The 15636-nt window shown below is 73.3% G+C and carries 8 protein-coding genes; 5 read left to right on the top strand and 3 right to left on the bottom strand.

The genetic code is table 11. The features are described 5' to 3' along the window. Positions 1-201: 201 nt before the first annotated feature. Together ACFY2B_RS41080 and ACFY2B_RS41075 are read left to right on the top strand one after the other, a co-directional pair. On the top strand, positions 202-2286 hold the full coding sequence (locus ACFY2B_RS41080) for an asparagine synthase-related protein (protein ID WP_390768175.1): 2085 nt from the start codon (positions 202-204) through the stop codon (positions 2284-2286). Between the two features lie 204 nt (positions 2287-2490). Further along, entirely contained in the window at positions 2491-5895 is a 3405-nt protein-coding gene (locus tag ACFY2B_RS41075) for a BTAD domain-containing putative transcriptional regulator (protein WP_390768174.1), read from the top strand. 130 nt (positions 5896-6025) lie between these two features. Here ACFY2B_RS41075 and ACFY2B_RS41070 read toward each other — a convergent pair whose 3' ends face one another. Further along, entirely contained in the window at positions 6026-7972 is a 1947-nt protein-coding gene (locus ACFY2B_RS41070; RefSeq protein WP_390768173.1) for a sigma-70 family RNA polymerase sigma factor, read from the bottom strand. A gap of 735 nt (positions 7973-8707) precedes the next feature. Continuing rightward, complete coding sequence (locus tag ACFY2B_RS41065; protein ID WP_390768172.1) at positions 8708-9493, bottom strand: TetR/AcrR family transcriptional regulator; 786 nt, start codon at positions 9491-9493, stop codon at positions 8708-8710. Between the two features lie 377 nt (positions 9494-9870). Between ACFY2B_RS41065 and ACFY2B_RS41060 the strand changes: the two genes are divergently transcribed. Together ACFY2B_RS41060 and ACFY2B_RS41055 are read left to right on the top strand one after the other, a co-directional pair. Beyond that, the gene (locus tag ACFY2B_RS41060) at positions 9871-11250 is read left to right on the top strand and encodes an NAD(P)/FAD-dependent oxidoreductase (RefSeq protein ID WP_390768171.1); all 1380 of its coding nucleotides are present in this window, start codon (positions 9871-9873) and stop codon (positions 11248-11250) included. 131 nt (positions 11251-11381) lie between these two features. Beyond that, on the top strand, positions 11382-13025 hold the full coding sequence (locus tag ACFY2B_RS41055; RefSeq protein WP_390768170.1) for a SpoIIE family protein phosphatase: 1644 nt from the start codon (positions 11382-11384) through the stop codon (positions 13023-13025). 87 nt (positions 13026-13112) lie between these two features. Here ACFY2B_RS41055 and ACFY2B_RS41050 read toward each other — a convergent pair whose 3' ends face one another. Next, positions 13113-14411 (bottom strand): MFS transporter, encoded by a 1299-nt coding sequence (locus ACFY2B_RS41050; RefSeq protein ID WP_390768208.1) that lies wholly within the window; start codon positions 14409-14411, stop codon positions 13113-13115. 139 nt (positions 14412-14550) lie between these two features. Between ACFY2B_RS41050 and ACFY2B_RS41045 the strand changes: the two genes are divergently transcribed. After that, complete coding sequence (locus tag ACFY2B_RS41045; RefSeq protein WP_390768169.1) at positions 14551-15126, top strand: MarR family winged helix-turn-helix transcriptional regulator; 576 nt, start codon at positions 14551-14553, stop codon at positions 15124-15126. Positions 15127-15636 lie beyond the last annotated feature (510 nt).

Here is a 15636-nt window from a genome sequence, read left to right as displayed (position 1 = left end):
TTTGGGGAGCATTTGGGGGCGCATTCGCGTCGCAACCGCTTTGTACCGTACGGGGATTCGCTTCGTCACGGGCACGCGCGCGTGGTTGCGTTCCCCCGATCGAAGGCCGTGCCACCGCCCCTCGGGGCCGCGTTGTTCATGGCAGCATGGTGAACCGGTTCGTACGGTGGCACTGGTTGTCCACAGCCTGTGGAGGCGGCGATGCGGTGGTTGGTGGGATGGAGCAGCGCCGCCGCGGGCGCCTTCGGGCCCGGCTCCGCGGGCACCACCGGATACGACGGCGAGACCCTGCACCCGATCGGCTCCCAGCTCCTGTGGGGCGACCCCGATCCGCTGTGGGCGGTCGGCGACTGGCGGCCCGACGAGGTGCGCGTGGTGAAGGCCGACGCGGAGAGCCGGATCGCCGTACTGGGCACCTGCGGGGCCTCCGACGAGGAACTGCGGCTCGGTCTGTTCACCGCGCGCGGGGGCGCACTGCGCCATCTGACCGCGTGGCCGGGCAGTTACACCGCCGTCGTCAAGGTCGGCCGCCGCATCACCGTCTGCGGTGACCTCGCCGGCGCCCGCCCGGTGTTCCACACCCCCTGGGCGGGCGGTACCGCCTACGCCACCGCCGCCCTGCCGCTCGCCGACCTCATCGAGGCCAACCTCGACTTCGGCCACCTCGCGGCCCTGCTCGCGGCCCCGGACGTACCGGCCGCGCTGCACGACTCGACCCCGTACGAGGGCGTGCGCCGCGTACCGCCGGGGCATGCGCTGATCCTGCGCGCCGGTGCGCGCGAGGTCGCCGGGTACGAGCCGGTCTCCTCCCTCGCGGTGGCGGCGCCGCCCGCCGATCCGGACAGCGCCGTGGACGCCGTGCGCGACGCGCTCGTGGAGGCCGTACGCACCCGTCTCGCCGCACCCCGGCACGTACCCGGCTCCGACATGGACCCCGGTCCCGTGCCCGGCATGGGGCCCGCCGAACGGCGTGCCGCGCGCGGAATGCCGGTACCGGGGATCGGCGCCGACCTGTCCGGCGGTCCCGCTTCCGGGACGCTCGCCCTGCTGGCGGCCGGCCTGCCGGGCAGACCGGGCACGCTCCTGGGACACGGCACGGGCGCGGGCGAGCGCCTGCTGGCCGTCACCTTCAACGACCTCGCCGTGGGCGGCCGGGAGGCCGAGCTGGAACGGGCGGGGACGCTCGCGGCCAACCCGCGCCTGCACCACGTGGTGGTGACCGGCGGCGAGGAACTGCTCCCGTACGGCGACCTGGAAGGCCCGCTGACGGACGAGCCGGGGCCGTCCCTGGTGTCGGCCGCCCGGCACCGCGTGCGCCTGGCCGCGGGCAGCGCCGACCACTTCACCGGCTACGGCGCCCGGCAGGTCCTGGACGCGCATCCCGCGCGCCTCGCGGACCTGTTGATGGACCGCAAGCGGCGCCACCTGGTGCGCCCGGTCGCCGCGCTGGCCAAGGCGGACGGCTCGGTGCTGGTCCCCGCGCGCGTGTACAGCGCGGCGCGGCGACTGGCCCGGACGCCCTATCACGAGGGCGTGGAGACGCTCGCCGACCGCCTGCTGCGCCGTCGCTTCGAGGACCCCGGTGGCGCGGTCGGTGCCTCCCTCGCCGCGCTCACCTGGGCCAGACCCGGACCGGCGGCCCGCTGGCTGACCGGAGAGGCGCTGGCTGAAGTATCGGTTCTTCTTCAGAGCGCGACGAACCGCTCGGGCGTCGGCCCCGGCCAGCGCCCCGGCGACTACCGCGCGCGTGCCGCCCTCGCCCGGCACGCCGCCGATCTGCGCGTCCTGGAACAGGCCGCCGAGGTCCGCTCCCAGCGCCTGCACGCGCCCTTTCTCGACAACCAGGTCGTGCGCGCCTGCCGCGCCCTGCCCGAGGCCCTGCGCGTCCAGCCGGGCGCCCGCGCCGAGATCCTCCGTACGGTCCTGGAGGGCGCCGGCGTCACCGACCTCCCGCCCGGCTGGGGCGCCCCCTCCCACGCCTCCTCGACCGCCGCCGCCCGCACCGGCCTGCGGGTCGCCGCGGACTCGCTGATCTCCCTCTTCACGGACCCGCTGCTCGCGGAGGCGGGCCTGATCGAGGGCAGGGTGGTGCGCAAGGCGCTGCGCGGCGCGGCGGCCGGCGAACCGCTGCCCCTGGACGGCCTCGCGGACCTGGTCTCCCTGGAGCTGTGGCTGCGCCGCCTCCTGGCCCGCCGCGGCACCTGCTGGACCGGCACACCGGCACGCGCGCGTGCGGTCCCGGCGGGCATAGCCCCCAGACGGGGAGCGCTCGCCTCCGGCGGATGAGCGGCTGCTGCCCGGGGCCGGCCGAGAAGGCCGTACACCGCCGACGGCGACCTGCGCGGCGCGGCCCCCCGTACGCCGACTCTCGTACAGCGGCTCTCGTACAGCGGCTCTCGTACGGCGGCCCCCGTATGCCGCGGCCCCTCGCCCGCCCCTCCTCCGCGAAACCCCCGTGTCCCCGGCGGCGCACCCGGCGACAATGGCCCGGTGCGGTACAGAATCCTGGGAGTGGCCCAAACGACGGACGAAGCGGGCGACGGCGTGCCCGTCGGCGGCCCCCGGCTCCGTACGCTGCTCACCGCCCTCGCCCTGCGCCCCGGGCGCACCGTCACCTCCGAGACCCTCATCGCCGCGGTCTGGGCGGACGACCCGCCCCGGGACGCCACGGCCGCCCTCCAGGCGCTCGTCGGCCGCCTCCGCCGTGCCCTCGGCAGGCAGACCGTCACCTCCGTACCGGGCGGCTACCGCCTCGAAGCGGCCCGCGACGACATCGACCTGTTCGTCTTCGAACGGCTGGTGCGCGACGGCGCCGCCGCCCTGGAGACCGGCGCCCCGGCCACCGCGTCCCACACCCTCACCCAAGCGCTCGCCCTCTGGCGCGGCCCCGCGCTCGCCGACCTTCCCGACCGCACCGCCGCGTCCCGGGCCGACGCGCTGCGCCTGGAGGCGGTCCGGGCCCGGGCCGAGGCGGCGCTCCGGCTCGGCCGCGCCCACGACGTCGTACCGGAGCTGCGCGAGCTGACCGCGACCCACCCCTACGACGAGTCCCTGCACGCCCTCCTCGTCCGCGCCCTGCGCGACGCCGGCCGCGGCGGCGACGCCCTCGCCGCGTACGAGACGGCCCGCCGCACCCTCTCCGACGGTCTCGGCACCGACCCCGGCCGGGAACTCCGCGAGCTGCACCGCACGTTGCTGACGCAGAGCCCACCGACGGCCGTACCGGCGCAGGCCGTGCCCGCCGCCTCCCTCGCCCCGCCCCCCGAGCGCACCGGCAACATCCGCCCCCGGCTGAATTCCTTCGTCGGCCGGGAACCCGAACTCGAAGCCGTTCGTTCGGAATTGCACAGGGCCCGCCTCGTCACCCTCACCGGACCGGGCGGCTCGGGAAAGACCCGTCTCGCCGAGGAAGCCGCCGTGGGGCTTCCGCAGGCGTGGCTCGTCGAGCTGGCCCCGCTCGACCAGCCGGAGGCGGTGCCTGGCGCGGTGGTCAGCGCGCTCGGTCTGCGCGAGACCGTGCTCATGACCAACGACCTGGTGACCCCGCAGAGCGACCCGGTCGCCCTGCTCGTCGAGTACTGCGCCCCGCGCAGCCAACTCCTGATCCTTGACAACTGCGAACACGTCATCGGTGCGGCCGCCGCCCTCGCCGAGACCCTGCTCACCCGCTGCCCGGGGCTCACGATCCTCGCCACCAGCCGTGAACCCCTGGGCGTCCCCGGCGAGTCGGTGCGCCCGGTCGAACCCCTCACCCCCGAGCAGGCGCGCCGCCTCTTCGCGGAGCGCGCGACCGCCGTCCGTCCCGACGCGGCCGTCGTGCTCCGGGACGAGGAGGCCGTCACCGAGATCTGCCGGCGTCTCGACGGCCTGCCCCTCGCTGTCGAACTCGCCGCCGCCCGGCTGCGACTGCTCACCCCCCGGCAGATCGCCGACCGGCTCGACGACCGCTTCCGCCTCCTCACCTCCGGAAGCCGTACGGCCCTGCCCCGCCAGCAGACCCTGCGCGCGGTCGTCGACTGGTCCTGGGACCTGCTGGACGAGGCCGAGCGGACGACGCTGCGCGAGGTCTCGGTGTTCGCCGGTGGCTGGGACCTCACGGCGGCCGAGGCCGTGTGCACCGGCCCCGCGGCCGACCTGATCGGGGCACTCGTCGACAAGTCCCTGATCGTGGCCACCCCCGACGGCGCCCGGCCCCTCGGCCACCCGCACGTCCAAAACGGCCCGCACGCCTACGGCACAGGCACTGGCGCTGGCACAGGTGCAGGCACCAGCACCGGCGGCATGCGCTACCGCATGCTGGAGACCATCCACGAGTACGCCGCCGGGCGCGCGGACGAGGCACCCGAGCAGCGTGCGGCGGCCGAACTGCGGCACTGCGCATGGGTGCGCGTCCTCGCCGAGCGGGCCGAGCCGCTGCTGCGCTCGGCGGAGCAACTGCCGTGGATCGGCCGCCTGGAGAGCGAGCACGACAACATCCGCGCGGCCCTGCGGCGTGCGGTGCGCGACTGCCGGGAGGAGGACGCCGGAGCGATCGTCGTCGCCATCGGCTGGTTCTGGTGGCTGCGCAACTACCGTCTGGAGGCCGTCGAATGGGTGCACCTCGTGCTGCGGCTGGGTGCCGCCCTGGACGCCGTGGCCGACGGTGCTCCGGCCGGCGAACTGCCCCGGCTCATCGAGCGCGCCGACCCGGTGGCCGCCTTCCTCGCCGCCACCGACGAGCAGGCCCGGCATCCACGGCAGGCCCTGCGCATGGACCTGCGGATGCTGCACGCGTTCCTGGCCTTCGAGTCCGGCACCTCGGATCTCGCGACGGACCACCGGACCCCGGCCTACATCACCCGCGTGCGGGACGCCTTCCGGTACGGCGGTCCACGGGCGGCCCGGATGCCGGGCCTGGTGTGGCCGCTGGTCGCGTACTTCCTGGACGATCCGGTCGAGGTCCGGCCGACGATGGACGCGGCGCTCGCCAACTGCCGTGCGTACGGCGGCGACTGGGAGGTCGGCGTCATCCTGATGTTCCGCACCCACATGGTCGTCGACTCACCGGGCAACCTGCGGGGCGTCGACGACGACCTGGCGGAGCTGCGGATCCTCAGCCGTCGGGTGGGCGATCGCTGGATGCGCGCGCAGGTGTGCAGCGCGGCCGGGGAGGCAGCCCTGGCCCGCGGCCGGTTCGAGGAGGCCAGGAGCGAGTACGAGGAGGCGCTGCGGCTCGCCCGCGAGGTAGGCGCCTGGGCCGAGTCGCCGTTCCTCGTCTCCCGGCTCGCCGAGATCGCCTACCGCTCCGGCGACCGGGAGGGCGCCCTGGCCGCCCTGGACGAGGCGGGCGAGAGTGCCGAACGGTACGGGGTGGCGGACGCGCTTTCGTTCACCCTGATGCTGCGGGCGCACATCGCGCTGGACGGCGGCGACGCCACCGGCGCGCGCGAACTGTGCGACGCAGCGCGTGCGGAGGCGGTGCGTGGCACCCCGCCACCCCAGTTCACCAGCGCGCTGGGCGCCCTCGACGCCCTGATCACCGCAGCGGAGTCCGGGTCGGGCCAGGGCCTGCCGATCCTGGTCGGTGCCCTGCGGGAGGCGGTGGCGGAGCGGTGCGCCGAGACGGTCACCGCGGGGCTCGCGGACATCGGGGCGCAGCTGCTGGCCGCCCTCGGTGACCTGCCGGGTGCACTCCGGCTGCTCGCGGCGGCCGACCACTGGCGGGCCGGCCGGCCGCGCCCCCTGCCGGAGCGGACACAGGCCGAGCGGATCGAGGCCGCCGCCCGGGAGAGCCTGCCCGCGGACCGCTGCACGGCCGAGCGCGCCTGCGGCGCCGCGCTCACCGTGGACGATGTCCTGGAACAGCTCGGCGGACAGCACACCACCACCGGGCGTGCTGCCCCGAGCGGCAGGTGAACGGGTTCCGCGCCCCGGCGGCAGGTGAAGGCGGTCCGCACCCTGGCGGCGGGTGAATGCATTCCGCGTCCCGGCGGCAGGTCAACGCGTTCCCCCTGCCGCCAGGTGAACGTTTCCGCCCCCGCTGTCCCTACTGGCAGGTGAGCCTGGCGTTGGCCCAGTCCGCCAGCGCGAGGGCGTCGAGGGGGCCGCTGTGCGGTTCGACCACCAGCTGTACGGTCTTGTGCCCGGTCAGGTTCACATGGACGGGGACGGCCGGGTCGCCGCCCGCGACCAGCCCGGACTTCCACAGCCGGACGCCGTCCGCGTAGACGGAGAAATAGACCTTGCCGAGGCCGAGGGTCAGGTCGTCCACGCCGACCAGCGCGTCGTAGGCCGAGCACGTGCGGTTGAGGTCGATGGTGGCGGAGGACCTGCCGTGCACGGTCACGCCGTGCGCGTAGGTCCGGCCGGCGATGGACACGGCGGTCCGCTGCCACACCCAGCTGCTGCCGGCCAGCCGCATCTCCGGTTCGGTGCCGTCGCCGGTGATGTCGTAGCGCAGCTCGCTCCACTGGTAGACGGTCGGCGCGGGCGGCGGAGTGGGCGTGGGGGGCGGAGTCGGGGTGGGGGTGGGGGTGGGTGTGGGAGAAGGCGTCTTGGTCGGCTCGGGGCTCGGACTGGGCGTCCGCGACGGGGGCGGTGACGGGGTGGGCGTCGGCGTCGGGACCGGCCGGGGAACGGAGACCGGCACCTTCGGCACGGGCTTCGGCGCGGGCTTCGGCGCGGGCTTCGGCTCGGGTTTGGGCACGGGTTTCGGCTCGGGTGGAGCGGGCGCCGGCGGTTCCGGCTGCACGACCGACGGGGACGGCGACGGCTTGGCCACCTCCTTCGCCGGATGGCTGTTGTTCGTCAGCGCGAGCGCCACCGCGGCGACGGCCACCGCGACCACACCCGCCGCGATACCGGCCTTGATCGGCGCGCCCACCCCTTCCGAGGCCGCCGCGCCGCCGCCCGCGCTCCCGCCCGCGGAACCACCGCTCGTCGCCGCCGCGGCCGTACCCGCCGCGCCCACTCCGGCGCCACCGGCGAGAAGCCCGAGCGCCTTGGCGTACCCGGCGGCGCCGAACCAGCCGATGACCGCGACCGGGACGACGGCGGGGATACCGCTCGCCACTTCCTCGATCTGCGCGGCGGCCAGCCGGCACCTGGCGCACTCCTCCAGATGCTTGCGCAGCCCCCGCTCGGCGCGGATGCGCAGCTTGCGCCGGGCGTAGCTGCCGAGCTGGTCGGCATAGCGGGCGCACCCCTCGTCACCGACGAGAGCGGCGCTGACGTGGGCCTGGAGATATGCCTGCTTGAGCCCTTCACGGGCCCGGCTGGCGAGCACCCGCGTGCCGTTGGCGTCCAGACCGAACAGGGTGGCGACATCGCTGGGTGACTCGTCCTCCACCTCGGTGTGCCACAGGACCGCCTGCCAGCGCTCGGGCAGCGAGCGGAACGCCCGCATGGCCATGGACTGCTCGGCCTCGTGCATGGTGCGCACATCGGCGCCGAGGTCCAGCGTGTCGTCGCCGGACACCTCGGACGTCCGCACGGCCTGTGCCGCGAACACCGCGAAGTCGTCGACCAGGTGCTCGCGCCGGGCCGAGTTCGACCAGTGCGCGGCGACCCGCCGGACGGAGGTGAGCAGATAGGCGCGTACGGCGTACTCGGGGCCGGAGCCGCCGCGCACCGCCTGGAGCATCCGGGCGAAGACCTCCGCGGTCAGGTCGTCCGCGGTGTGGGCGTCGCGGCAGCAGGTCCGGGCGTAGCGGCGCACCGCGTCGGCGTGCCTGCGGTACAGCTCCTCGTACGCGCTGTCGTCGCCCGAGCGCATCAGGGCGATGAGTTCGCCGTCGGCCGGCGGCAGCTCGCGCGGCGGCAGGACGCTGCCCTCGCGCTGCGTCGGGACGCTGCGCTCCACCGGTCCGACTCGCCCGGGTCCCGGCCGCTGGGCGTCCGCCCGGCCGCCCTGGCTCGGCACCTGCGGCGAGTCCGGCCCCTCCGATCCCGTGTCGCCCTCGCCGCGTGACTCGTCCCGCCCGTCAACGCTCATCGTGGAAAGCCCCCGCAGCCCGCCCAGCCCGACCCGATCACCGGGTCAGAGTGCCATATTGGCTTTTGTTCAGAACCCCTCGGACAAGTCATCCACTCGTCCGAGCGGACTTGGCATCCCGTGGTACTGACGGCCACCCGCTCGGGGCAGACTCAACTGGCCCGCCCCGACCGGGACTTGACCGACCATAGCGCCCCGCGCCGCACCTCACGCTCCCCTCCACCGACGATGCCGTTCACGACCACCGGCCCGCACCCGGACCACGACCACAGCCCACGAATCACCGTCCGTCACACGGCCACGACCGCACCCATGAACCGCGGGCCCTCACCTGGCCTGCAACCGAAGCCCCGTGGCCGTTGGCCTGCAACCGAAGCCCCGTGGCCGCCACCGGGGCCGCGACCGCACCCCATGAACCGTTGGCCACGGGCTCACGACCGCAGCCCGCGAGCCGCCACCTCTGCTACGACCCACGACCGCACCCCATGGATCACTGACCGCCACACGAGCCACAACCACAACCCGTGAATCACCGGCCGTCACACACGAGCCACAACCGTTCCCCCCACGAACCGCCGCAGTCGCAGGGCCCGCGCCCGTGCCCCGCGAAACCCTGCGAACCGTCAGCCATCACGCGGCCCGCGCCCACACCTCGCGAACCCCGCGAACCACCGCCCCCCACACAGGCCGCGCCCGCACCCCGCGAACCCCGAACAACCCGCGAACCGCCACCCCTCACGCAGGCCGCGACCGCAACCCGTCCAGCAGGATGTCCAGCAGCCGTGCGGAGGCCGCCGCCTGCTGGGCCGCGTCCGGCAGCGAGGGCGCGGCTGTCGCGATCACCAGCAGGACGTCCGACACCGACACGTCCGGTCGCAGCTCGCCCGCCGTGCGCGCCCGCTCCACGAGCTGGCCCACCACGTCGAGCAGCGCCGCCGCCCCCGAGTCCTCGGCGACCGCCGGGTCCTCCGGCACCAGCCGCAGCTCACCCGTGCCCGGCTGGCTCCGCTGCTGCGGCACCCGTGCCTCGTCGGACCCGGCAGTGGTCTCGTCCAGAACCCCGACCCGCAGCACGTGCGGCGGCAGCAGCCGCCCCGCGCCCGAGGCCACCGACGTGCGCAGGAACCGCGACAGCGCCGACCACGGCTCGTCCTCCTGCCCGAGCGCCGACCGCGCCTGGTCGGTCAGCCGGGACGTCTCCTCGTCGGCTATCCGCCGGACCAGGACGTCCTTGCTGGGAAAGCGCCGGTACACCGTGCCGACGCCGACCCGCGCGCGCCGCGCCACGTCCTCCATCGGCGCGCCGTAGCCCAGCTCGCCGAAGACCTCGCGCGCCGCTCGCAGCACATGCTCCAGATTGCGCTGTGCGTCCACCCGCAGCGGAGCCGCCCGCTGCACGTCCGGCCGTCCGCCGCCCACCGCGGAGCCCACCGCGGCGCCGGTCGCCGCGGAGCCGCCCGCCGCGCCCCCGGGCGCGACGGCTGATGAGGATGACCAATGATGCGTGTCCTGAATATGCATACCGTTCCCCCGGTTAAATGACGTCTCCCCCCGGAGACTCCGCGCCACTGAATCCGGAGTGCTCGGAACGGGCACTGTGGCACGACCGTGACCGCCCGTCGCGGCTCCGTTCGACCACATCCCCTACACCCCGTCGACACGAACATAGTTGAGAGGGGGTCAATTCAGAAGAGGGAGGTTCCGCACGGAGCGCCCCCCGATCGGAGTACGGCGCACATTCGTCCGGATTGCACACCCCCATGCCCTCCCGTACGCCCCCGCTGACCTGCCCGCTTTCGTTCCACGCCGAGGCCCGCGCCGAGCACGGACCCACAGAACCACCGGTCACACAAATTGCCGGGGCTGTGGACAAACACCAGCGCCGGGTGCGTCATGGGATGGTGAAGGAACGTGCGCGCATTCTCGTTGTCGGCGGCGGCTACGTCGGGATGTACACCGCCCTGCGCCTGCAACAGAAGCTGAAACGGGAGCTCAGGCAGGGTGATGTCGAGATCACCGTCGTCACGCCCGACCCGTACATGACGTACCAGCCGTTTCTGCCGGAAGCAGCCGCCGGTTCGATTTCCCCTCGTCATGTCGTCGTACCGCTGCGTCGTGTCCTTGACCGGTGCCACGTCGTCGTCGGCGAGGTGACCGCCATCGACCACACGAAACGCACCGCGACCCTCACCACCCTCGCCACCGACGAAGAGGGCGACGGCGCCGACGAGATCGGTTACGACGAACTCGTCCTCGCCCCCGGCTCGGTCTCCCGCACCCTGCCCGTCCCCGGCCTCGCGGAGTACGGCATCGGCTTCAAGACCGTCGAGGAGGCCATCGGCCTGCGCAACCACGTGATCGAGCAGATGGACATCGCCTCCTCCACCCGCGATCCGGCCATCCGCGACGCCGCCCTCACCTTCGTCTTCGTGGGCGGTGGCTACGCCGGCGTGGAGGCGCTCGCCGAACTGGAGGACATGGCCCGCTACGCCGCGCGCTACTACCACAACGTCCGGCACGAGGACATGAAGTGGATCCTCGTCGAGGCCGCCGACCGCATCCTCCCCGAGGTCGGTGCGGAGATGGGCCGCTACGCCGTCACCGAACTGCGCCGCCGCAACATCCAGGTACTCCTGGAGACCCGCCTCGAATCCTGCGCGGGCCGCGTCGCCGTCCTCAGCGATGGCCAGCGCCTGCCCACCCGTACGGTCGTCTGGACCGCCGGCGTCAAGCCGCATCCCCTCCTCGACGCCACCGATCTCCCCCGCACCGCGCGCGGGCGTCTGAAGTGCACCGCCCAGCTGACCGTCGACGGTGCCGAGCACGCGTGGGCCGCGGGCGACGCGGCGGCCGTCCCCGACGTCACCGCGGCCGAACCCGGCGCCCTGACCGCCCCCAACGCCCAGCACGCGGTCCGCCAGGCCAGGGTCCTCGGCGACAACATCGTCCACGCCCTGCGCGGCGAACCCCTGCAGACGTATGCCCACTCGTACGCCGGGTCCGTCGCCTCCCTCGGACTGCACAAGGGCGTCGCCCAGATCTACGGACGCAGGCTGAAGGGCTACCCTGCGTGGTTCATGCACCGCGTCTACCACCTCAGCAGGGTGCCCACCTGGAACCGCAAAGCCCGCGTCCTCGCCGAATGGACCCTCTCCGGCCTCTTCAAACGGGAGATCGTCTCCCTCGGCTCGCTCGAACATCCCCGAGCCGAGTTCGAACTCGCGGCCGGCGGAAAGCTTCACCCCGACCCCTCGGACGACCCGAAGGGGTCGAACTGACCGGACTGAGGAACTCCACGGCCCGCCCCGGCGTCTGACGGATGTCGCCGCGGTCCGACACACTGCCAGACTGCCCCACGACCTCGGACGGGCACCCGCCCGTCCTCAGCACCCACGAGGCTTCTTCCCAAGTGAACTTCACGCGCTGGAGCGCCCGGCTCCCCGGAACGCAGCGCCGCGCGGCAGCGCGGACCGAACACGCGGTCTCCCCGGACCGGCGGGGGGAAGGCTCCGTGCCCGCGGCCCGTGCCGAACAACTGACCGACGAACCGGTCCCCATGCCCGCCGTCGACGGACTCCCCGCCCGTGACGTCCTCGACCGCGTCCCGGCCCTCGTCGCCCTGGTGCACGGCACCGACCACCGCATCGCGTACGTCAACGACGCGTACGCCGCCGCCTTCGGCACCCGTCCGCTGGGCGAACCGGCCCGCGAAGCCCTCCCGGAGCTGGCCGAACTCGGCCTGCTGCCCCTCCTCGACCAGGTCCTGCGCAGCGGCAAGCCCCGCACGCTCAAGTCCCGCAAGGCCGTCGACGGCCGCTCCTACACGTTCACCTGCACCCCCGCCGCGGAGCAGGGCGACGGCACCGGCGTCCTCGTGTTCGCCACCGACGTCACCGACCACGCCGAGGCCGCCGAACGCCTCCGTGCCAGCGAACGCCGGCAGCGCGAGACCGCGGTGACCCTGCAGCGCTCACTCCTCCCACAGGAACTGGAGCAACCCGACGACCTGCGCATCGCCGCCACCTACCAGCCCGGCGGCACGGAGGCCGCGGTCGGCGGCGACTGGTACGACGTCATCACCCTGGGCGGCGGCCGCACGGCACTGGTGATCGGCGACGTGATGGGCCGAGGGGTGCGGGCGGCGGCGGTGATGGGCCAGTTGCGCACCGCGGTCCGCGCGTACGCCCGCCTCGACCTCCCCCCGCACGAGGTCCTCCAGCTCCTCGACGGCCTCGCCGCCGAGATCGACGCCAACCAGATCGCCACGTGCGTGTACGCCGTCCACGACCCGAACGAGGGCCGGCTGGTGTACGCCTCCGCGGGCCACCTCCCCATCCTGGTCCGCGACGAGAACGGCACCGTCCTGCGCACCGACGAACCGACCGGCCCGCCGCTCGGCACCGGCGGCTGGATCCACGCCTCCGGCTCGGTCCCGCTGGGCCCCGGCTGCACGGCGGTCCTCTACACGGACGGCCTCGTCGAGCGCCGGGACGCGGACCTCGACGAGGGGATCGCGGCGCTCGAACACGCCCTGGCCGGCGCCATCGGCACCCCTCAGGTGATGTGCGACCGCCTGGTCCGCTCGGCCGGCGTCATGGCCGACCACGACGACGACGTCGCGGTCCTGGTCCTCCAGCACCCCGCCCGCACCGGCACCGACGGCGAACTCTTCCGCAACGCCGCCCTGGAACTCCTCGGCGGAGTGGAGGCGGCCCCACGCGCGCGTGCCTTCGCCTCCGGCGTCCTGACGAGCTGGCGCTTCCCCACCGACCTGCACGACCTGGGCGTCCTGGCGGCCAGTGAACTGGTCGCCAACTCCCTCCAGCACGGCACCCCGCCCATGCGGTTGCGGCTGCGCCGCACGGACCGCCGCCTCATCGTCGAGGTCACCGACGGCGACGACCACCTCCCCAGGCGCCGCCGTGCCGAACCGGGGGACGAGTCGGGCCGGGGCATCGCCATCGTGGCGACGATCGCCGCCAGCTGGGGATCACGCAGAACACCGGGCGGCGGAAAAGCCGTCTGGTGCGAGTTCGCGCTCCCCCGCCCCTGACCCGAAGCCGCCCCCGACCCGACCGTCCCCTTTCCCCCGACGGTCCCCTTCCCGTGACCGCCGCATCGCCCGCTGCGGTCACGGACCTCACACACCGGAGCGACTGGACCGCGCCGAACCGCGCGGCGCGGCACCCTGGGCCACCACCCTGCTCCTCGCGGCGAGCCACGGCCGGTCCTGGACCTCCGTGAGACTCCGCCCGAGCCGCACCGCGAGCGCAGTGATCCCCAGGGAGAACAGCAGGAACGTCACGATGTACGGCCCGTGCAGCGCGGCCGCCATCGGCCCGCCCACCGCCGGACCGACCGCCAGCGCGAGCTGCTTGACCAGGGCGAAGGCCGAGTTGTACTGCCCGGCCATCCCCTCCGGCGCGAGATCGGCCACCAGCGGCGCGACGGTCGGCGACAGCATCGCCTCACCCAGCCCGAACAGGGCGTACGTCGAGACGAACGCGGCCGTGGCCATCTCCTGGCTGCCGTGCCCCAGCCCCGCGTACCCGGCGGCGACCCAGGCCACGGCCCAGATCAGCCCCACGGCGGCGATCACCCGGGACCGCCTGCGCCGCTCCACGAACTTCAACACGGCGAACTGCGCCACCACGATCATCGCCGTGTTCGCGGCCAGCGCCGTGCCCAGCGCGGACGTGGACACCCCGGCGGCCTCCACGCCGTATGCGCTCAGCCCCGAGTCGAACTGCCCGTAGCAGGCGAAGAACAGCACGAAGCCCAGCACGCCCAGCTGCACCATCGCCCGGTTGCCCAGCAGCTGCCGCCAGCTGCCCCGAGCCGACGGCCGCGACCCGTCACCGGCCGGCGACGAGTGCGGTATCCGCACCGTCGACAGCACCGCGGCCAGCAGCAGGAACATCGCCGCCTCGATCGCGAACAGCAGCGTGAACGACGACACGCGCGTGGTGTCGACGAGATGACCGCCGATGAGGCCACCGACACCGAGCCCCAGGTTCTGCAGGAAGAACTGCGTCGCGAACGCCCGCGACCGCGTCTGCGCCGTCGAGCAGTCCACGATCATCGTCGCGAGCGCCGGCTGCATCACGGCCTGCCCGGCCCCGAGCGCGGTCGCGGCGGCCAGTACGGCCGTCGCGTCGGCCGCGAGACCCAGGCCCATCGCCCCGAGCGCGGCCACGACCAGGGCGCCGAGCAACACCGGCAGCGGGCCACGCCGCACGATCGCCCGGCCGGCGAACGGCAGCACGATCAACGCGGCCACGGCGAAGACGGCGAGAACCGTCCCCGCCGTCATGGCACCGAGCCCCCGCACCTGCGCCACATAGACGTACAGGTAGGGGACGGTGAAGCCGAGCCCGAACGCGCTGAGTGCGTTGCCCACGTGTATCCGGCGCATCGCTGCGCCCATCGCCCTGGTCACGTTCACCTCTCTCAAGTCGTAGGGCCGGTCAGTGCAGGCCCAGTACTCAGAACTGAAGACTTCGAAGATAAATTTCGAAGGTAAACACTACACCTCCAAGGACTTTAAGACCAAGCGTCATCGTGCGATACTGCGGACCATGGGCGACCACCCCGACACCCCCGACGCAGCCGGCCCTGCCATCGGCAACGAGCCGAGCCTCGACGAGCAGATAGCGGCCTACCAACGCGAGTTCCACGACCTGGACCCCCAGGTCGAGAAGGTGGTCTCGGCACTGTCCCGCCTGAACCGCCGGATGAACGTCGCCTACGGCCGCCAGACCGCCGCCCTCGGCATCAGCAACGCGGAGTGGGAGGTCCTGAAGGCCCTGGTCCTCGCCGGCACTCCCTACCGCCTGGGCCCCAGCGACCTCGCCAAACGACTCGGCCTGACCCCGGCCGCCATGACCCACCGCATCGACCGGATGGTGGCGGAGGGCCTGGTCACCCGGGAGCGGGACGAGCAGAACCGCGTCCGGGTCATCGTGGAGCTGACCCACGAAGGCCGTGAGAAGTGGCTGGAAGCCATGCACCTCGCCTCGGTCTTCGAGGCCGACCTGCTCCAGGACCTCTCGGCGGAGGAGCGGGGCCTGCTGGGCGAGGTGCTGACCCGACTCCTGCGCAGGGTGGAGCACGCCCAGCCGGACGCGGGCGGACGCCTCAGCGACCTCGATTAAAAGATCTTGACAGGGGGTGTTGACAGCCCCTCGCCGGACTCGTAAAGTTCTGCGGGTTGTCGCGTGGCCGTAACGGTCGAGCGGCAACACTCCCGCCGCGTCAGCGGCACCCAAACCACCAGCACGATCTCCCGAACGGGTCGATTTCGGCGTGCCCGAATTCAATTCGCACCGTTTCCAGGGACTCGGCTTGCACCACTCGGGACGCAAACCCCGATTGGGAATCGCCGAGAGGATCCGCTAAGGTTTGAAACGTCGGAACGGCCCAACGGCCGGGAAGACAACCCCCTTCTGACGGGGAATCAGACGCCGAAAGGATCTGATAAAGTCGGAAGCGCCGGAAAGGGAAACGCGAGAGCGAGACCCTGGAAAGCACCGAGGAAATCGGACCGAGAAAAGGTCTGATAGAGTCGGAAACACCGAAGGGAAGCGCCCGGAGGAAAGCCCGAGAGGGTGAGTACGAAGGAAGCGTCCGTTCCTTGAGAACTCAACAGCGTGCCAAAAGTCAAC

The sequence above is a fragment of the Streptomyces sp. NPDC001270 genome (assembly GCF_042896695.1).
In the GTDB taxonomy this organism is placed as follows: Bacteria; Actinomycetota; Actinomycetes; order Streptomycetales; family Streptomycetaceae; genus Streptomyces.
This window is presented reverse-complemented; position numbering and strand designations above follow the sequence as displayed.

Bases quoted from the DNA above. Each gene is read 5' to 3' on its own strand.
- ACFY2B_RS41080 (WP_390768175.1), top strand. From the start codon at position 202: ATGCGGTGGTTGGTGGGATGGAGCAGCGCCGCCGCGGGCGCCTTCGGG.
- ACFY2B_RS41070 (WP_390768173.1), bottom strand. From the start codon at position 7,972: ATGAGCGTTGACGGGCGGGACGAGTCACGCGGCGAGGGCGACACGGGA.
- ACFY2B_RS41065 (WP_390768172.1), bottom strand. From the start codon at position 9,493: ATGCATATTCAGGACACGCATCATTGGTCATCCTCATCAGCCGTCGCG.
- ACFY2B_RS41060 (WP_390768171.1), top strand. From the start codon at position 9,871: ATGGTGAAGGAACGTGCGCGCATTCTCGTTGTCGGCGGCGGCTACGTC.
- ACFY2B_RS41045 (WP_390768169.1), top strand. From the start codon at position 14,551: ATGGGCGACCACCCCGACACCCCCGACGCAGCCGGCCCTGCCATCGGC.